This is a genomic window from Rathayibacter sp. VKM Ac-2856 (genome assembly GCF_013205055.1).
In the GTDB taxonomy this organism is placed as follows: domain Bacteria; phylum Actinomycetota; class Actinomycetes; order Actinomycetales; family Microbacteriaceae; genus Rathayibacter.
In genome coordinates, this window is sequence record NZ_JABMLF010000004.1 from 65,232 (window position 1) to 80,471 (window position 15,240).

The window sequence follows — 15,240 nt, forward strand, 5'->3', positions numbered from 1 at the left end:
CTGCAGAGCGAGAAGCGCGGCGACACCTGGATCGACTCCGCGGTCTACGCGATCCTCGCGGAGGAGTGGGAGCGGAAGCGGCACCCCGATCGGATCCTGCTCTATACGCAGGTGCACTGAGGCGCCGAGCGCCCCGGCCTTCAGCGCCCCCGCGAGAACGTCATCCCGCCGAAACCACTCGGAAACAGCTCCGCGGCTACGGTGCGGAGGACCGAGCGTCACCGTGCACCGCCGAGAGAGAGTCACCGAGATGACCGAACGTCCCGCAGGCCTGAGCAACATCGTCGACGTCCTCGCCATCGATGCGAGCACCCTGCCGTGGGAGGAGCTGCACGTCGAGCAGATCGACGCCCGGCTCCCCGTGAAGCCCCTGCTCTCGGATCCCGACACCGGAATGACGGTGCAGCTCATCCGCTACCCCGCGGGCTTCACGAACCGCTGGCACACCCACTCCGCGGCGCACGGGATGTACGTGCTCGACGGCGTGCTGCGGACCCACCAGGGCGACTTCGGCCCCGGCAGCTGGGTCTGGTTCCCCGAGGGCGGCTGGATGGAGCACGGCGCCGCCGAGTCCGACACGACCTTCCTCTTCATCACCAACAAGGCCTTCGACATCCACTACACCGAGCAGGAGTCCGCGCCCTACCCGCAGTCCTGACCACGTCCGCGGGCAGCGGTCGCGCCGCCCGCGGACGTCGCATCGCCCCGAGCTTCCTGCTTCACTCGGTTCAACAGGGTGAGCGCCGCCCTCTCAGAGGAGCCCGCATGTCTCATCGTCGCCGCCTCGCCGTGCTGCTGCTCGCCCCCGCGGTCGCCGTCGGCCTGGCCGCCTGCACCGCCGAGGAGAACAAGCCGCTCCCCACCGCCACCCCGGTCCAGGAGCTGGACCTCGGCACATACCGCAGCACCTCCCTCACGAGCACCTCCGAGTTCGAGTTCACCGACCCGAGCGACTCCCTCACGCTGTGGATCGACGACGAGGCCGGCGACCGCCTGTACATCGACGCCCCCTGCAACACGATGGGCGGCCCGTTCGACCTCTCCGACAGCGTCGTGACCATCAGCGACGTCGCGACCACGCTGGTGGGCTGCCTGCCGCCCGGCGACACGCTCGACGGGTGGGTCGGGAGCATCCTCAGCGACCCGCTCACCGTCACGCGATCGGGAGCAGACCTGACCTTCCGCAACTCCTGGGGAGAGATGGTCTTCACGCCGAGTGACTGATGCGGACCGCTGGGCGAGGCTACCCCGCCGGGCGGCCGCCCGCCGCGTTGCTAGCGTCGAGGGATGGCGAGCATCCTCTACCCCGCGCCGCTTCCCGCCGGCGGGCGCATCGACGTGCCCGCGCCGTCGATGGGGGTTCCCGAGCACCTGCACGAGCGGCTGCACGCGGGCGTCCGGCAGCTCGCCGCGCTCGGCTTCGACGTCCACGTCAGGCCGCACGCGAGGATCGGCGGTCTCGTCCCGGCGTCCGCGGCGGAGCGCGTCGCCGATCTGCACGACGCCTTCCGGACCGGCGACGCGGTCCTCCCGCCGTGGGGCGGCGAGCTGGCCGTCGAGCTGCTCGACACTATCGACTGGCAGGCCCTGGCCGACGCCCGCTCCTGGTTCGTCGGCTGGTCGGACGTCTCGACCCTGCTCCTGCCGCTGACGACCCTCACCGGGCTCGCGACCATGCACGGCGCGAACCTGATGGACGAGCCCTGGGAGCTCCCGGTCGAGTTCACCCGCTGGACGGACGTCGCGGCCCTCGCTCCGGGAAGCGCGTTCACGCAGCGGGCCGCACCGCACCGCCGCAGCCGCCCCTGGGGAGCCTGGCCCGACGAGCCGCTGGATCGCGACCGGGCCTATGAGGCGCCCACCCGCTGGCGGCCCCTGCACGCGGTGACCGACGTCTCGATCCGCGGACGGCTCATCGGCGGCTGCCTCGAGACCGTCTCCCTGCTGGCCGGCACGCCGTACGGGGACGTCCCGGGCTTCGCAGAGCGCCACGCACCGGAGGGCACGATCGTCTACCTCGAGGCGGCCGAGGCGGACGCGGCCACCGTGCTCCGGATGCTCACGTCGCTCCGCCTGGCCGGCTGGTTCGACGACGCGAACGGCGTCCTGATAGGGCGGACCGAGGGCAGCGCCGTCCCCGGACTGAGCCAGGACGACGCGGTGCGGCGCGCTCTCGGCGATCTCGACGTCCCCGTGATCCTCGACGTCGACACCGGGCACCAGCCCCCGCAGATGCCCCTCGTGAACGGCGCACTCGCCGACGTCGTGCTGAGCACGGAGACCGCCACGATCACCCAGCGACTCGTCCCCTGACCTGCCGCTCGACGGGAGTCGCGAAGGAGCGGACCGCAGCGGGTCGCGACGCAGCTGGTCGCGTCAGCCGCGGCTCGCCCAGACGGGGCGGCCGAGGCCGTCGTACTCGACGAGGTTGCCGTCGTTCTGCAGCACGAGGCGGTAGGGGGTGACGATGCCGGGCTGGCCGATACCGAAGTACGGCTTCGGCCCCCGGGACCAGAGGGTGAGGGAGTCGGCCACGGTGAGCCGGCCCTCGACGCTCATCGAGAACGTGGCGCCGGAGGCCGAGGAGGTGTTCGTCGCCCAGTCGGCTCCGCCGGGTCCGTAGACGACGAAGTTGCCGTCGCGCTGCATCACGGCGCGCCAGCGGCGGTCCGCGGACAGCAGCTGCCCGCCGGAGGGGACGAAGCCGCTCGGCGAGAGGGAGTCGCGCGGGCTGATGGCGGCGCTGCTCCAGAGCACCCCGTAGTCGTCGGCGATCACGAGGTCGCCCTCGCGCAGCACCATCGTCGCTCCCGGCTTGCCGGCGGTGTCGGAGGCCCAGAGCGGCGCGCCGGTCGGGCTGGAGACCACCGCGTTGCCGTCCTCCTGCAGGCGGAGGACGTTGCCGTCCCCGCGGGTCCCGCTCGCCCAGAGCGGACCGCCCGCCCCGTAGACGACGAAGTTGCCGTCGATCTGCATGACGGCCGTCGTCCGCCCGGTGGTCGAGATGAGCCGGTCACCCGGGTAGAGGGTGCTCCCGCGGCGGAGGGTGTCGATGCGCGGCTGCTCGATGCGCCCGCCGACGCTGCTCGCCCAGGCCGGCGAGCCGCTGCGGCGGTAGAGGACGAGGTTGCCGTCGTCCTGCATGCGCAGCTCGGCGCCGGGGGTGCCGGACGTGTCGCTGGCCCAGACCGGGCCGCCCTCGGCGGTGTAGACGACGATGTTGCCGTCCGCCTGCATCCGCAGAGTCGCGCCGCGCCCCTCGGTGCCCGAGGCCCAGGTGGGGCGCCCGTCCGCCGCGTAGACCACGGCGTTGCCGTCGGTCTGCATCACCAGCGAGGAGGCGCCGTCGGGCGAGTCGAGCCGCTCGCCGCGGCCGAGCTGCTCGCCGGGGGCGAGGACGCCGCGCGCCGAGGCCGCGACCGCCGCGACCGAGGAGGTGGAGAGCGCGGTCTCGACCGCGACGGCGGGCAGCGAGCCCGTCAGGAGGGCGCCGGTCGCGACGACCGCGACCAGGGAGGCGGCGAGCGTGCGGCCGAAGGGGAGGTGCGTCATCGCGGGAGTCCTGTCGGGAATGCGGCGGAGGAGGAGGGATCCGGGGGAATCGTCTCACGCGGATCCTCGTACGCTTCGACCCATGACGGGTCGCATCCGGAACGCACGTGTCGCGGGAGTCTCGATCGACTGCGAGGACCACCGCGTCCTCTCGGAGTTCTACGCCCGGCTGCTCGGCGGCCGCGTCATCTGGACGACCGACGGCGCGGCCGGTGTCTCCGCCGCGGGCTACCACCTCGTGGCTCAGCGCGTGTCGCCGTACGAGCGGCCCCAGTGGCCGGGCACCTCCGTCGTCCATCTGGACCTGACCTGCGAGCCGGAGGATCTGGACGCGTTCCGCGCGCACGCCCTGGAGTGCGGGGCGGTGCTCGCCGACGACCAGCCGGACGCCCGCTGGGTGGTCCTGCTGGATCCCGCGGGGCATCCGTTCTGCCTGACGCCGCTCGTCACGAGCAGCGCGGTTGCGAGTCCGACGGAATGACGCGCGACCGGCGACCGTGACGAGCGACCCCCGCGATGTCACCGCCCCGCGCTACTGTTCGCGAGGACGCGGCTCGTGGGCGCCGCGCAGATTCTCTGGGGGGAAATCATGATCCATCGCACAGCCATCCGGTTCCGACGCTGCGTCGCGGTCGCGGGGGCGGCGCTCCTAGCGGTGCCGCTGGCCTTCACCGCCGCCGCTCCCGCTTCCGCCGCTCCGGCAGCCGCCGCTCCGGCGCCCGCCGCCGCGGCGCTCGGCACGATCGAGGGCACGGTCACCGCGGAGGGCGCGGGTCCGCTCGACGCCGTCGACGTGATCGCCTTCGGCGACGGGGGCTACGAGGACACGCGGGTGACCACGGACGCCGCGGGCGACTACCGGCTCGACCTCGCGCCCGGCAGCTACACGGTCGAGTTCGCCCCGGCGGCGGGCAGCCCCTGGGCGGCCGAGCTGTGGGAGGACGCGGTGAAGCGCTCCGACGCCACCCCGATCGTCGTGTCGGCCGGCTCCTCGACGACCGCCGACGCCGCGCTGATCGGCGGCGGCACGCTCACGGGTCGGGTGACCTGCGGCGGCGAGCCCCTCGGCGGGGCCCTCGTCGACCCGATCCTGCGCGGCTACGCGGGCGGCCACACGGTGACGACGGCCGAGGACGGCACCTACCGCGCCACCGGACTGGTGCCCGGCCTGTACGAGGTCGCCTTCTCCGGCTCCGGCGACTGCATCGGCGAGTTCTGGGACGACGTCGCCCTCAGCGGTGAGCCGACCCGCGTGCCGGTGAGCGCCGACGGGAGCACCGACGGCATCGACGCCGACCTCGAGCTCGGCGGCTCGATCACCGGCAGCATCGCCTCCGCCGGCGTGCGCACCTACGGCCAGGTGAGCGTCTACGAGGTGGGCGCGCCCGACCTGGTCGTCGCGAGCACGCCCGTGAGCGACGACGAGGGCTACACCGTGCCGGCCGTCCCCGAGGGCGACTACCTCGTGCGGTTCGACGCGAGCTCCGGCTCGCGCGACCAGTGGTACCCGGACGCGCCGACGCGCGCCGGAGCCGTCCCCCTGCACGTCGAGTCGGGCGTCGCCACGAGCGGCATCGACTTCACGGCACTGCCCGGCGCGACGATCAGCGGGACCGTCGGCGGGGCCCTCCCGCAGCAGCCCTTCACGCTGCAGGTGACCGCGACACCCGTCGGGTCGCCCCCGACGGCGGACACGATCACCAGCGGCTTCATCGGCGCGGACGGCTCGTACTCGATCCCCTACCTCACGCCGGGCGAGTACATCCTCAGCGTCCCCGGCCTCCGCGACGACTCCGACACCGCGCTGACCGAGCCCCAGTGGTACCGGAACGCGGACACCGAGGCGCGCGCCGTCCCGGTCAGCGCCGTGGACGAGCAGACGACCGGCGGCATCGACTTCACCCTCCGCGCCGCCGGCGCCCCGGCGCCGACGCTCCCGCCGCGCCTCGCCGCGCTCCTCGACCGCCTCGGCCTCGACGCCGACGACCCCCGGATCGCCGCCGCCTGCGCCTCGACGACCGACCCGTCGCTGCAGCGCCGACTCGAGCGCCTCGGCGTCCGCGTCTCCGTGACCCAGATCGGTCAGGTCCGCGCCGCGCTCTGCAGCTGACCGCGGCATCCCGCACCACCACGCCGGCGCCGGGGGCGCGACCTCGATCACGGGTCGCGCCTCCGCCGGTAGGGTCCTGCGTCATGAGCACTGCCTCGCCCCGGCGCATCCGCCTCATCGCCGTGCTCGCGATCGGCGCCGCCGCTCTCACGACCGCGGGCTGCGCGTCCTCGACTCAGGGGCACGCCTGCCCGAGCTGGGTGTCCTTCGGGTCACCCGAGGCCCGCGCCGAGGGAGCGGAGGCGGTCGTCACGACCACCTCCGTGACACCCGCCGGCACCCAGGAGGTGTTCGGCGTCGCCGCGTCCGCCTACACGGTCGTCGTGGACCGGACGGAGAAGGGCTCGCCGGCGGCGGGACAGTCCCTCCGCGTGGTCTCGATGCCCGACCCCTGCGACGAGGACGATCTCTACCCGATGGGCGACCCGATGGATGCCGGCCAGCACCTCCGGCTCTACCTGAACCCCGACGAGGACCACTGGAGCACCCTGACTCCGCTCGAAGGAGCGGAGCCCCTTGAGAAGTGACCGCCTGCATCCGTGACATGCCATGGAGTGTCGGTGGATGCGACCTTCCTCACGTCCCGTGGGCGACGCCGCTTCGGAGCGTCAGGCCGTCTCGGACTCGAGGGCGCGGCGTCGGCGTCCGATGAACAGCGTCCCGACGAGTCCGGCGATCGCGAGGATCCCGCCCGTCGTGAAGGCGGCCTGGCCGGCCGAGACCGTCTCGGCGACGCTCAGCTGGCCGGCATCCGCCGCGTTCGCGCCGATCGTGTAGGCGGAGATCAGGACCGCGCCCCCTGCGGCGCCGGCGAGCTGCTGCACGGTGGTGAAGGCGGCGCTGCCGTGCGGGTAGAGCTCCGAGCGGAGGGAGGACAGGGCGAGGGTGGTGACCGGTGCCCAGATCATCGCCTGCCCGGCCGTCATCACGAGGTATCCCGCGAGGTACGTCCACACGCTGTCGGCGTCGCTGAGGGTGCTGAGGAACCAGATGCTCGCCGTCCAGATCACCGCGCCGGGGATCGCCAGGGGCAGAGGGCCGAAGCGGTCGTAGACGCGGCCGCCGAGCGCGGACACGACCGAGATGATGACGCCTCCCGGGAGGAGGAACAGGCCGATCGACAGGGTGCTCAGCCCGAGCGCTCCGGTGAGGACGAACGGGAGGACGAGGGCGACGCCGAAGCCGTTCATCGCGACGAACAGCATGATCACCACCGCGACCACGAAGGTCCTGCTGCGGAAGATGCGCATGTCCAGGAGCGCGTTCCCGCGCCGGCGGAGCGCCACCTGGCGCAGGACGAAGGCGGCGACTCCGACGACGCCGATCACGAGGGGGACGAGCGGAGGCATCGGGGCGTGACCGGAGACGGATTCGCCGATCAGGGACAGCCCGAGCACGAGTCCGCCGAAGCCGAACGCGGACAGCGCCAGCGACAGGAGATCCAGCGAGGCGCGCTCGGGAGTCGTGATGTTCCGCAGCTTCAGCGCCCCCGCGACGAGGGCGAGCACCGCGAGCGGGAGCACCAGGAGGAAGAGCCAGCGCCAGGGCAGGTAGGTCAGCACGAGGCCCGAGACGGCGGGGCCGACGGCCGGGGCGATGGCCGGGACCGCCGTCACGATCGCCATGATGCGGCCGCGTCGCGCTTCGGGGATGAGCCGGATGGCGGTGGTCATCAGCAGGGGCACGAAGACCGCCGTCCCGACGGCCTGCACGATGCGTCCGACGAGCAGGAGCTCGAAGCCCGGAGCGGCGGCGGCGAGAGCCGTCCCGACGATGAAGACCGATAGCGCGGTGAGGAAGATCGTGCGGAGGGGGAAGCGCCGCATGACGAAGCCGGTCGCCGGGATGAGGACCGCCAGGGTGAGCAGGTAGCCGGTCGTCAGCCACTGGCCGGCCGCCGGGCTGATGGCGAGATCGGCGATGAGGGTCGGCAGGGCGACGCCGAGGAGCATCTCGTTGAGCAGCACGAGGAACGTGGACGCCATCAGCAGGCCGATGACGAGCCCGTCCCCCTTCCGGAGGCGGTCGGACTGCGGGGGCTGCGCGAGCGCACGGGTGGAGGTGGTCATGGCACCCATGCTCAACCATGACATTAGTGGTAATGTCAAGCATCGCCTCGATCGGAGGGTGCGGGACCTCCTGCACTCGACCGGCAAGGAGGTCGAACGAGAGGGAGGACGCGTCGTGCGGATCGGTGAGCTGTCGAAGAGGACGGGCGTCGCGGCGCGGATGCTCCGCTACTACGAGGAGCACGACCTGATCCGGCCCACCCGGCTCGAGAACGGCTACCGCGACTACGACGACTACCTGGTCGACCGGGTGAAGAAGATCCGCGGCCTCGTCGACTCCGGGATCCCGACCCGGATCATCGTCGACATCCTCCCCTGCCTCGACAAGCCGCAGACGATCGTGGTCGAGAACGCGGAGCCGGGGCTGCGGGAGCTGCTCACGACCGAGCGCGACCGGATGAGCGAGAAGATCGACTTCCTGATCCAGAACCGCGACGCAATCTCCCGCTACATCGATGCGATCGATGAGGCGTCCGACCGCGATCTGCTCCAGACCGGCTGACGCTCGACCTTGCCACTGGTGACGGCGTCGATCAGCTCGCGGGTCGCTCGTCCAACACGCCGTCGTAGGGGGTGATGGTCTTCACGAACTCGGCGCTCCCGCGCGCCTGACCGCCGGGGCTCAGCGCGAGGGTCGCCTCGTCCCGCAGCATCGGGTCTCCGTCCGGGTAGGGCGCTCCGGTGGTGCAGCTCGCGGGCGTCGACACCACGTCGAGGACGTCGCCCACCTCCGCCTCGCCGCCGAAGACCTCGGTGACGGTCGCGCGATGGAGCGACGCCTCCTCGCCGTACATCGTCACCGTCGTCCCGGTCGGCTCGAGCTCCGCCCGCACGATGAAGTCGTGCGAGCCGGCGACCTCCTCCAGGGAGTCGTACGCCCGCCAGTCCAGGCACGCCGGCTCGCTGAACTCGGCCACGAAGACGGGCTCGGCGCCGGCGACGGACCCTGCGGAGGAGCACCCCGCGAGCACGAGTGCGAGGGCGGACAGCGGCACCACCGGACGAGCTCTCATCCCGACAGTCTCCCCGACCCGGCCGCCGGCGGGCGAAGAGCGGCAGTCGTCACAGCCGGTCGACGTGCGGGCCTCGACCTGTGGAGGGGCGTCAGCGCCCCATCAGCAGCTCGGTCGTCCCGATGAGGACGGGGATCACGGCGGCGGCAAGGCAGAGGTAGGACAGCACGAGCCCCACGGTCGACTCCCGTCGGGGACCCTCGCGCCGGCGCGCCAGGTGGCCGGCGACGACACCGGCCAGGGGGAGGAGGTACTGCAGCGCCGTCGCGATCCCGATCGCCAGCGGATCACCCGGCCAGACGCGGCTCACCACCGCGAACCCCACCCCGTACGCCGCAACGGCGAGAACGCCCAGCACGAACGCGGCCTGCGTCCACCGTCGCCCCGTCCGTCGCACGGCTCCGGTCCCCCTCGTCCCACTCATGCCTGCACTCTACGAAACGGCCGTTCCGCTCGCCCGGGTGCCGCGGGTGCGGCCGGGCGCCACGGTCCTCGACGATCGGAGCGGCGACCCGGAGGAGGCGCTGTACGTCCTCGCCGATCCGGCCGGGCATTCGTTCTGCCTGTTCGTCGTCGACGACGGGACAGCGGGGCCGGGAGGATCGTGACGGTCTCGGCCGCGGGGGTCCACCGAGGGGCGTGCGTCTCGAGGGGGAGGCCGTGGCCGCGGGGCGCACCTAGCGTGGAGGGATGGCTTCGAATGAGAAATCCGCCGCGCCGGGCGCGGTCTGGTACTTCGTGGGGGCGACGTTCGTCGCCGCCATCCCGATGATCATGTTCCCGGAGATGCCCTGGCCGGTGCGCGTGGGGACGCTCGTCCTCGCGCTGGCGCTGATCGCGGGCGGCGGGGCGCAGCTCCGGCGCGAGAAGCGCGAGGGCGGTGGTGGGGCTGGTCGGCCTCCGCAGGGGCAGGGGTGAGGGCTGCCGCGGCGGGGCGGGGGCGAACGCTGCCGCACAACATCAGCTGAGAGTGGTGGGCCTCCTCTGTCAGGGGAGGGGCACCCCTCTCAGCTGATGTTGTGCGCGAGTACGAACGCGTGGGTCTCGATACGCCGCTTCGCGGCTACTCGACCAGCATGCTTTCGCGGGGGCTCGACCAGCATGGTGAGCGCCGGTCCCTGACCAGCATGGTTTCGCGGGTGCCCGACCAGCATGGTGAGCGGTGGGCGCGGCGGGTCAGGGGGCGGGGTCGTGGGGGCCGAGGTCGTCGGCGATGCGGGTGAAGGCGGCGGCGGCTCGGGGGTTGCTGAGGCGGCCGCGGTCGACGGCTCGGGCGATGTGGCGGAGCTCGCGGGCGCGGCGGCGGAGCTCGGCGGCGTCGGCGTGCGATGCGCGGATCGCGTTCGAGGCGCGCACCCGGGCGATGATCGTGCTGACGTCCCATCGGGGGCTGGCGAAGATCATGTGCTCTCCCTTCCTGGTCCCGGGTGCTTCGGAGCGGGCGGGGTCTCCCGATGTGCAGGACGTCTCTGCGGGCACCCCTCCCGGTGGCGGAGGAGGCGGTGCCGCCAGAGCGCCGCTGAAGTCCTGCTGGCGGAAAGCGGCGGTGAACCGGTAGGAAAGACCCGTCGTCTCGGTGGTGATTGAGAGCAGATGGCGCAGAAGCGCGGATCACTAACTTCTCCTCCCTCCCCCCGGCAACCCCCTCCTCCCCCGGCTCGCGGGCCCGTCAGCATGGAGGGCATGCAGCGGTTGTCCTACGCGTGCCGGTGCCTTCTCACGCCGGACGCGGTCAGCGATGCGCTGTTCGACCTGGTGGCGGCGCTCCGGCCCGGGCAGCGGCCGGAGCCGGTGTCGATCCCGGTCCTGGACCACGACGGCCGGCTGCTGCACGCGCGGCTGATCCTGCACCCGGGCACCGAGCTGGCCTCCGTCGCGACGGCCGACGCGCCCCGGATCGCGGACGAGGACGCCACCGCAGCGGCGTCCACCGACGCGGTCGCCGCCCTCCGCGGCCGGATCGCCGCCGCCGCCGGCCCCGTCGAGCGCCCCGCGATCGAGGACGACCCGACCCCCTTCACCTACGAGGAGCCCCATGACTGGTCGTGACGACGAGCACCGCGAACCGCCCGCGACCAGCGGGTCGCTCACCGAGCTGACCTCGCAGTCCAACGTGGTCTACCAGGCGGCCGGCTTCGTCAGCGCCGCCCTCCACGTCCCGGTCGACGCCGCGCTGGCGGTCCTCCTCGACGAGGCCCGCGCCACGGACGTCGAGCTCGCCGCCCTCGCCCGCGACGTCATCGCCCGGCGGCGCCCCGTCCCCACTCCGCGGGACGGCACCGCACCCTCGGACGGCGCGTAAACCGACAAATGGCCATTATCGCCATAAGTGCCTACTGTGGAGGGGCGGTCGAGGAGCAGGGGGCTCCCACGACGCCGTGAAGTGGATCGACAGTGACGTCGGTGCCGAGTGCCCCCGGTCGTCGAGGGGGAACGCGGCCGGGGGCGCGACCCCCTGCCCGCGCGGTGCGGCGGGACTCAGGCCTGCGGGTAGCCCGGCAGCCCGTCGATGCTGACCGCGTTGCGCTCGGCGCGGTACTCGGCCATGCCGTCCGGGCCCTTCTTCTCGGCCTGCAGGAGGAGCAGGTCGCGCTCGCCGACCGGCTCCATCACGGGCACGCCCCAGCCGCAGGCGTCGCTGATGCGGGTGAGCTCGACGGTGACCACCGCGCGGGTGCTCGGGTGCTCGGGGTGCTGCTGCACGACCTCGGCGAAGGCGTCCGTCCCCGGCAGGTGAACCGCGCCCGTGCCGTGCAGCCGGACGATGCGCGGACGGGGACCGAACGACGCGAACATCAGGCAGACGCGCCCGTTCTCGCGCAGGTGCGCGATCGTCTCGACTCCGCTGCCGGTGTAGTCGACCCAGCCGACGCGGCGCGGGCCCAGGATCGAGAACGAGTCGTGCCCGCGCGGCGACATGTTCACGTGCCCGTCCGCGGCGAGGGGCGCGGTGGCGACGAACCACATCGGCTGCTCGCGGATCCAGGCGGTCAGGCTCTCGTCGATCTCGTCGTACACGTGAGCCATGCCTGCCCGTCCCTCCGTCTGCGCCTCCCGGGGGCCGGGAGCCTCCGGCCATCGTGACAGCGCCCGCGCCGGCCGCACAACGGCGAGCCCCGCCGCCTCTGGCGTCGATACAGCCGCCCGTGTACCGTGGCGCGCGTGGCCGACACCGTGACCCTGACCCACTCCGCCGCGCTCGCGCGCCTCGGCTCCTCCCTGGCGGACGAGACCCGGGCGCGGATCCTGCTCGCGCTGCGCGAGGCGCCGGCAGTCCCGTCCGATCTCGCCGACGCGCTCGGGGTGTCGCGGCAGGTGATGTCGAACCAGCTCGCCTGCCTGCGCGGCTGCGGGCTGGTCGAGGCCGTGAAGGACGGCCGGTACACCTGGTACCGCCTGGCAGAGACGCGGCTCGCCGGCGCGCTCGACGACCTGCTGCGGCTGGTCCTCGTGGTCGATCCGGACTGCTGCTCGGGCGAGGAGTGCCACTGCGCATGAGCGCCCTCACCCTCCGCGCCCCGCTCGACCCGGCGCGCCGCCGCGTGCTGCAGCGGCGCATCCGCTGGATCGTCGCCGCGACGATCGCCTACAACGCGATCGAGGCGGTCGTCGCCCTCGCGGCGGGTACGGTCGCGTCCTCCAGCGCCCTGATCGGCTTCGGGCTCGACTCCCTCGTGGAGGTGCTGTCCGCGGCGGCCGTGGCGTGGCAGTTCGCCGGCCGCGACCCGGAGGCGCGCGAGCGCGTCGCGCTGCGGGTGATCGCGCTGTCCTTCTTCGGCCTGGCCGCGTTCGTCACGGTCGACTCGGCCCGCGCGCTGCTCGGCTTCTCGGAGGCGCAGCACTCCCCCGTCGGGATCGCCCTCGCGGCCGTCAGCCTGCTGGTGATGCCGGCGTTCTCGCTCCTCGAGCGCCGCACCGGCCAGGAGCTCGGCTCCGCATCGGCGGTGGCCGACTCGAAGCAGACCCTGATCTGCTCCTACCTCTCCGCCGCCGTCCTCGTCGGCCTGCTGCTGAACAGCACCCTCGGCTGGACCTGGGCCGACCCGATCGCCGGCCTCGTCATCGCCGCGGTCGCCGTCCGCGAGGGCCTGGAGGCCTGGCGCGGCGACGCCTGCACGCAGCCGATCTCCGCGCTCACGAGCGAGAGCCCGCGCTCCTGCAGCTGCTGCTGACGCGGCGGCCCGACGGAGCGCGGAAGCGCTGCGGCAGCCGTCGAGGCGGCGTGAAGATGTAACAAGTGTTACATTCTCCGAGTGACCGAAACCACTTGGCTCCTCGTCGTCCCGCGCGTTCCCGCTCAGCCCTCGCGGCACCGCGTCGCCGTCTGGCGGGAGCTGCGCCGCCTCGGAGCGGTCCCGGCCGCCGCGGGGATGTGGGCCGTCCCCGACCTGCCCGCGTTCGCGGAGGGGCTGACCGCCGTCCGCGAGCTGGCCGAGCGCGGCGACGGCGGCCTCAGCGTGTTCCGGGCGACCGGGCACGGCGACGCCGACGCGACCGAGCTGCGTGACGCCTTCACGAGCACCCGCGTGGACGAGTGGAACGAGTTCGTCGCGGACTGCGGGAAGTTCGACGCCGAGATCGACCGCGAGTTCGCGAAGGAGAAGTTCACCTTCGGCGAGCTGGAGGAGGAGGAGCAGAGCCTGGACCGCCTGCGCCGCTGGCACCGCGACCTCCTGCGGCGGGACGCCTTCGCCCAGCCGGAGGCGCAGCGGGCGACCGAGCGCCTGGCGGTGAGCGCGGAGAAGCTGGCGGGCTACTCCGAGCGCGTCTACGCCGTGAACCTCCCCGCCGAGCCGACCGTCCCCGAATGAACGCGGAGTGGTGGGGGCCGCCCCTCGCGGTCCTCGGCGGGCTCCTCCTCCTCTGGTGCGCGCTCCTCGCCGCCCTCTGGATCGAGCAGCGCCGCACCGGGCGCGCCGTCGACTGGCGCGAGGCGCTCCGGCTCGTGCCCGACCTCGTCCGCCTGATCCGCGCGCTCCTGCGCGACCCGGACGTCCCGCGGGCCGCCCGCTGGTCGCTCGTGGCGCTGCTCGGCTACCTGCTCCTCCCCCTCGACCTCGTTCCCGACGTCATCCCCGTCCTCGGGTTCGCGGACGACGTGATCCTCGTCGCCCTCGTCCTGCGCTACGTCGTCCGCCGCGCCGGCACCGAGGCCGTCCGCCGGCACTGGACCGGCAGCGACGACGGGCTCGCGACGGTCCTCGCGCTCACGCGCACCCGCGGGTAGGAGCCGCCCCCGGCGAGCGCCGCCGGACGCCCGCTTCCGGACATGACCGCTAGCGGGCGTTGCCCCGCGCCCCGCCGGCTGCCACGGTCGCAGGGCGACCGACGACGGTCCGCCGATTCGAAGGACCGCGGTGCGCCCATGAACGATCCCCACTCCGAGATGACGCCCGAGGTGCTGGCCGCGTTCAGCGACGCCTGGTCACGGCACGACCTCGAGGCGCTGATGAGCCACGTCACCGACGACTGCGTCTACGGCGCGTCCGTCGGCCCCGAGCCCGGCCGCACCTGGACCGGGAAGGAGCAGGTCCGAGAGGGCTTCGCGCTCATGCTCGCCTTCGACACCGGCCAGGAGCGGCACGAGGAGGGGCAGCCCCTCATCTCCGGCTCGCGCGGCGCCGCCACCTGGTCCTTCACCGGCACCGGCCCGGACGGAGCGCCCCAGGTCACCCGGGGCTGCGACATCTACGAGTTCCGCGGCGGCAGGATCGCCCGCAAGGACGCGTTCCGGAAGGTCTACCAGGCCGACGCGGAGTAGCCCTTCGCGGAGATGTATACTCCTGGCAGCCCGGGTCGCTGAGCCCCGGGAAGTGAACCCGAGACCCGTCCGGAAGGGACGCGGCGCTCGGGTTTCGCGCATTCAGGCGTCGACGTCGATCACCGCGCTGATCATCGGCAGGGCGCACCGCGGGTGCTCGTCCCGGCGCCGCACCCGGTCTCTTGACAGGGGCGGCGGGGCTCCTCATCATTCAGGGACGATCGGCGGCGCGGGCCGTCGGCACCCGGATGAGAGGGCGCAGCGATGCCCACCACGATCTTCGTCAACCTGGCCGTCAGCGATCTCGGGCGGTCGCGCGCGTTCTTCGAGTCGCTCGGCTACTCCATCAACGAGGGGTTCAGCGACGACAACGCCGTCAGCGTGGTGATCAGCGACACGATCACCGCGATGCTGCTCACCCGCGAGTTCTTCGCCGAGTTCACCAGCAAGACGATCATCGACGCCGCCACCTCGACCGAGGTGCAGCTCGCCCTCAGCGCCGAGAGCAAGGAGGAGGTCGACGCCGTGCACGCGAAGGCCCTCGCCGCGGGCGCGGTCGACGCCGGCACCCAGGACCACGGCTTCATGTACTCGAAGAGCTTCGACGACCCAGACGGCCACCACTGGGACTTCGTCTGGATGGACCCGGCCGCGGCGGCCGGCGGTGCGCCGGAGCTGAGCATCGAGGAGATGCGCGAGAACACGACGCACAGCTGAGCCGGCTGCGCCCGGCCC

General features: G+C 73.0%; 22 protein-coding genes and 1 pseudogene. 17 read left to right on the forward strand and 6 right to left on the reverse strand.

Features of this window, described 5'->3' with window-relative positions; genetic code table 11:
• Positions 1-250 precede the first annotated feature (250 nt).
• The 3 genes from HQQ82_RS13290 to HQQ82_RS13300 all read left to right on the forward strand — a co-directional run bounded on the left by HQQ82_RS13290 (position 251) and on the right by HQQ82_RS13300 (position 2,313).
• Positions 251-658, forward strand: coding sequence for a cupin domain-containing protein (locus tag HQQ82_RS13290; RefSeq protein ID WP_159984737.1), 408 nt, complete (start codon positions 251-253; stop codon positions 656-658).
• A 107-nt stretch (positions 659-765) separates the two neighbouring features.
• Positions 766-1,224, forward strand: coding sequence for an META domain-containing protein (locus HQQ82_RS13295; protein WP_173233980.1), 459 nt, complete (start codon positions 766-768; stop codon positions 1,222-1,224).
• Between the two features lie 63 nt (positions 1,225-1,287).
• Positions 1,288-2,313: a S66 peptidase family protein gene (locus HQQ82_RS13300; RefSeq protein ID WP_173233982.1), complete on the forward strand. Its 1,026-nt coding sequence runs from the start codon at positions 1,288-1,290 to the stop codon at positions 2,311-2,313.
• A gap of 63 nt (positions 2,314-2,376) precedes the next feature.
• Here HQQ82_RS13300 and HQQ82_RS13305 read toward each other — a convergent pair whose 3' ends face one another.
• Complete coding sequence (locus HQQ82_RS13305) at positions 2,377-3,552, reverse strand: hypothetical protein (RefSeq protein ID WP_173233984.1); 1,176 nt, start codon at positions 3,550-3,552, stop codon at positions 2,377-2,379.
• A gap of 82 nt (positions 3,553-3,634) precedes the next feature.
• On the opposite strand from HQQ82_RS13305, the gene HQQ82_RS13310 reads away from it, so the two are divergent.
• The 3 genes from HQQ82_RS13310 (at position 3,635) to HQQ82_RS13320 (ending at position 6,189) form a co-directional block, all read left to right on the forward strand.
• The gene (locus HQQ82_RS13310) at positions 3,635-4,033 is read left to right on the forward strand and encodes a VOC family protein (protein WP_173233986.1); all 399 of its coding nucleotides are present in this window, start codon (positions 3,635-3,637) and stop codon (positions 4,031-4,033) included.
• A gap of 108 nt (positions 4,034-4,141) precedes the next feature.
• Positions 4,142-5,662: a carboxypeptidase-like regulatory domain-containing protein gene (locus tag HQQ82_RS13315; RefSeq protein ID WP_173233988.1), complete on the forward strand. Its 1,521-nt coding sequence runs from the start codon at positions 4,142-4,144 to the stop codon at positions 5,660-5,662.
• A gap of 83 nt (positions 5,663-5,745) precedes the next feature.
• On the forward strand, positions 5,746-6,189 hold the full coding sequence (locus HQQ82_RS13320) for a hypothetical protein (RefSeq protein WP_173233990.1): 444 nt from the start codon (positions 5,746-5,748) through the stop codon (positions 6,187-6,189).
• A gap of 81 nt (positions 6,190-6,270) precedes the next feature.
• On the opposite strand, the gene HQQ82_RS13325 is transcribed toward HQQ82_RS13320, so the two are convergent.
• On the reverse strand, positions 6,271-7,731 hold the full coding sequence (locus tag HQQ82_RS13325) for a DHA2 family efflux MFS transporter permease subunit (RefSeq protein WP_173233992.1): 1,461 nt from the start codon (positions 7,729-7,731) through the stop codon (positions 6,271-6,273).
• A gap of 115 nt (positions 7,732-7,846) precedes the next feature.
• Here HQQ82_RS13325 and HQQ82_RS13330 point away from each other — a divergent pair, with 115 nt between their 5' ends.
• Positions 7,847-8,233 carry a MerR family transcriptional regulator gene (locus tag HQQ82_RS13330; protein WP_173233994.1) on the forward strand — a complete coding sequence of 129 codons (387 nt, stop codon included), beginning with the start codon at positions 7,847-7,849 and terminating at the stop codon, positions 8,231-8,233.
• Positions 8,234-8,264: 31 nt separating this feature from the next.
• On the opposite strand, the gene HQQ82_RS13335 is transcribed toward HQQ82_RS13330, so the two are convergent.
• Entirely contained in the window at positions 8,265-8,744 is a 480-nt protein-coding gene (locus HQQ82_RS13335; protein WP_173233996.1) for a hypothetical protein, read from the reverse strand.
• A gap of 91 nt (positions 8,745-8,835) precedes the next feature.
• Positions 8,836-9,168 (reverse strand): hypothetical protein, encoded by a 333-nt coding sequence (locus tag HQQ82_RS13340; RefSeq protein WP_173233998.1) that lies wholly within the window; start codon positions 9,166-9,168, stop codon positions 8,836-8,838.
• A 55-nt stretch (positions 9,169-9,223) separates the two neighbouring features.
• Between HQQ82_RS13340 and HQQ82_RS13345 the strand changes: the two are divergent.
• Both HQQ82_RS13345 and HQQ82_RS13350 read left to right on the forward strand, forming a co-directional pair.
• Positions 9,224-9,352, forward strand: a pseudogene (locus HQQ82_RS13345) (VOC family protein); the annotation flags it as partial.
• Between the two features lie 82 nt (positions 9,353-9,434).
• A complete protein-coding gene (locus HQQ82_RS13350) occupies positions 9,435-9,662 on the forward strand; it encodes a hypothetical protein (protein ID WP_173234002.1) in 228 nt (75 codons plus the stop codon).
• A gap of 258 nt (positions 9,663-9,920) precedes the next feature.
• Here HQQ82_RS13350 and HQQ82_RS13355 read toward each other — a convergent pair whose 3' ends face one another.
• Positions 9,921-10,148 (reverse strand): hypothetical protein, encoded by a 228-nt coding sequence (locus HQQ82_RS13355; RefSeq protein ID WP_173234004.1) that lies wholly within the window; start codon positions 10,146-10,148, stop codon positions 9,921-9,923.
• A 279-nt stretch (positions 10,149-10,427) separates the two neighbouring features.
• On the opposite strand from HQQ82_RS13355, the gene HQQ82_RS13360 reads away from it, so the two are divergent.
• Both HQQ82_RS13360 and HQQ82_RS13365 read left to right on the forward strand, forming a co-directional pair.
• A complete protein-coding gene (locus HQQ82_RS13360) occupies positions 10,428-10,793 on the forward strand; it encodes a hypothetical protein (protein ID WP_173234005.1) in 366 nt (121 codons plus the stop codon).
• Positions 10,780-11,046, forward strand: a complete 267-nt coding sequence (locus tag HQQ82_RS13365) for a hypothetical protein (protein ID WP_173234007.1) — start codon at positions 10,780-10,782, stop codon at positions 11,044-11,046. The genes HQQ82_RS13360 and HQQ82_RS13365 overlap by 14 nt, the downstream gene beginning before the upstream one ends.
• Before the next feature lie 176 nt (positions 11,047-11,222).
• Here HQQ82_RS13365 and HQQ82_RS13370 read toward each other — a convergent pair whose 3' ends face one another.
• Positions 11,223-11,771, reverse strand: a complete 549-nt coding sequence (locus HQQ82_RS13370) for a pyridoxamine 5'-phosphate oxidase family protein (protein ID WP_173234009.1) — start codon at positions 11,769-11,771, stop codon at positions 11,223-11,225.
• Between the two features lie 135 nt (positions 11,772-11,906).
• Between HQQ82_RS13370 and HQQ82_RS13375 the strand changes: the two genes are divergently transcribed.
• From HQQ82_RS13375 to HQQ82_RS13400, 6 genes are all read left to right on the forward strand, one after another.
• On the forward strand, positions 11,907-12,242 hold the full coding sequence (locus HQQ82_RS13375; RefSeq protein ID WP_367947958.1) for an ArsR/SmtB family transcription factor: 336 nt from the start codon (positions 11,907-11,909) through the stop codon (positions 12,240-12,242).
• On the forward strand, positions 12,239-12,916 hold the full coding sequence (locus HQQ82_RS13380) for a cation diffusion facilitator family transporter (protein WP_173234011.1): 678 nt from the start codon (positions 12,239-12,241) through the stop codon (positions 12,914-12,916). Before HQQ82_RS13375 ends, HQQ82_RS13380 begins: the two co-directional genes overlap by 4 nt.
• Before the next feature lie 81 nt (positions 12,917-12,997).
• Positions 12,998-13,555: a Chromate resistance protein ChrB gene (locus HQQ82_RS13385; protein WP_173234013.1), complete on the forward strand. Its 558-nt coding sequence runs from the start codon at positions 12,998-13,000 to the stop codon at positions 13,553-13,555.
• Entirely contained in the window at positions 13,552-13,971 is a 420-nt protein-coding gene (locus HQQ82_RS13390) for a DUF1232 domain-containing protein (RefSeq protein ID WP_173234015.1), read from the forward strand. The genes HQQ82_RS13385 and HQQ82_RS13390 overlap by 4 nt, the downstream gene beginning before the upstream one ends.
• A gap of 138 nt (positions 13,972-14,109) precedes the next feature.
• Positions 14,110-14,505, forward strand: a complete 396-nt coding sequence (locus HQQ82_RS13395; protein ID WP_173234017.1) for a nuclear transport factor 2 family protein — start codon at positions 14,110-14,112, stop codon at positions 14,503-14,505.
• A gap of 264 nt (positions 14,506-14,769) precedes the next feature.
• Complete coding sequence (locus HQQ82_RS13400) at positions 14,770-15,222, forward strand: VOC family protein (RefSeq protein ID WP_173234019.1); 453 nt, start codon at positions 14,770-14,772, stop codon at positions 15,220-15,222.
• Positions 15,223-15,240 lie beyond the last annotated feature (18 nt).

Bases quoted from the DNA above. Each gene is read 5' to 3' on its own strand.
- HQQ82_RS13290 (WP_159984737.1), top strand. From the start codon at position 251: ATGACCGAACGTCCCGCAGGCCTGAGCAACATCGTCGACGTCCTCGCC.
- HQQ82_RS13295 (WP_173233980.1), top strand. From the start codon at position 766: ATGTCTCATCGTCGCCGCCTCGCCGTGCTGCTGCTCGCCCCCGCGGTC.
- HQQ82_RS13300 (WP_173233982.1), top strand. From the start codon at position 1,288: ATGGCGAGCATCCTCTACCCCGCGCCGCTTCCCGCCGGCGGGCGCATC.
- HQQ82_RS13305 (WP_173233984.1), bottom strand. From the start codon at position 3,552: ATGACGCACCTCCCCTTCGGCCGCACGCTCGCCGCCTCCCTGGTCGCG.
- HQQ82_RS13310 (WP_173233986.1), top strand. From the start codon at position 3,635: ATGACGGGTCGCATCCGGAACGCACGTGTCGCGGGAGTCTCGATCGAC.
- HQQ82_RS13315 (WP_173233988.1), top strand. From the start codon at position 4,142: ATGATCCATCGCACAGCCATCCGGTTCCGACGCTGCGTCGCGGTCGCG.
- HQQ82_RS13320 (WP_173233990.1), top strand. From the start codon at position 5,746: ATGAGCACTGCCTCGCCCCGGCGCATCCGCCTCATCGCCGTGCTCGCG.
- HQQ82_RS13325 (WP_173233992.1), bottom strand. From the start codon at position 7,731: ATGACCACCTCCACCCGTGCGCTCGCGCAGCCCCCGCAGTCCGACCGC.
- HQQ82_RS13335 (WP_173233996.1), bottom strand. From the start codon at position 8,744: ATGAGAGCTCGTCCGGTGGTGCCGCTGTCCGCCCTCGCACTCGTGCTC.
- HQQ82_RS13340 (WP_173233998.1), bottom strand. From the start codon at position 9,168: ATGAGTGGGACGAGGGGGACCGGAGCCGTGCGACGGACGGGGCGACGG.
- HQQ82_RS13350 (WP_173234002.1), top strand. From the start codon at position 9,435: ATGGCTTCGAATGAGAAATCCGCCGCGCCGGGCGCGGTCTGGTACTTC.
- HQQ82_RS13355 (WP_173234004.1), bottom strand. From the start codon at position 10,148: ATGATCTTCGCCAGCCCCCGATGGGACGTCAGCACGATCATCGCCCGG.
- HQQ82_RS13360 (WP_173234005.1), top strand. From the start codon at position 10,428: ATGCAGCGGTTGTCCTACGCGTGCCGGTGCCTTCTCACGCCGGACGCG.
- HQQ82_RS13365 (WP_173234007.1), top strand. From the start codon at position 10,780: ATGACTGGTCGTGACGACGAGCACCGCGAACCGCCCGCGACCAGCGGG.
- HQQ82_RS13370 (WP_173234009.1), bottom strand. From the start codon at position 11,771: ATGGCTCACGTGTACGACGAGATCGACGAGAGCCTGACCGCCTGGATC.
- HQQ82_RS13380 (WP_173234011.1), top strand. From the start codon at position 12,239: ATGAGCGCCCTCACCCTCCGCGCCCCGCTCGACCCGGCGCGCCGCCGC.
- HQQ82_RS13390 (WP_173234015.1), top strand. From the start codon at position 13,552: ATGAACGCGGAGTGGTGGGGGCCGCCCCTCGCGGTCCTCGGCGGGCTC.
- HQQ82_RS13395 (WP_173234017.1), top strand. From the start codon at position 14,110: ATGAACGATCCCCACTCCGAGATGACGCCCGAGGTGCTGGCCGCGTTC.
- HQQ82_RS13400 (WP_173234019.1), top strand. From the start codon at position 14,770: ATGCCCACCACGATCTTCGTCAACCTGGCCGTCAGCGATCTCGGGCGG.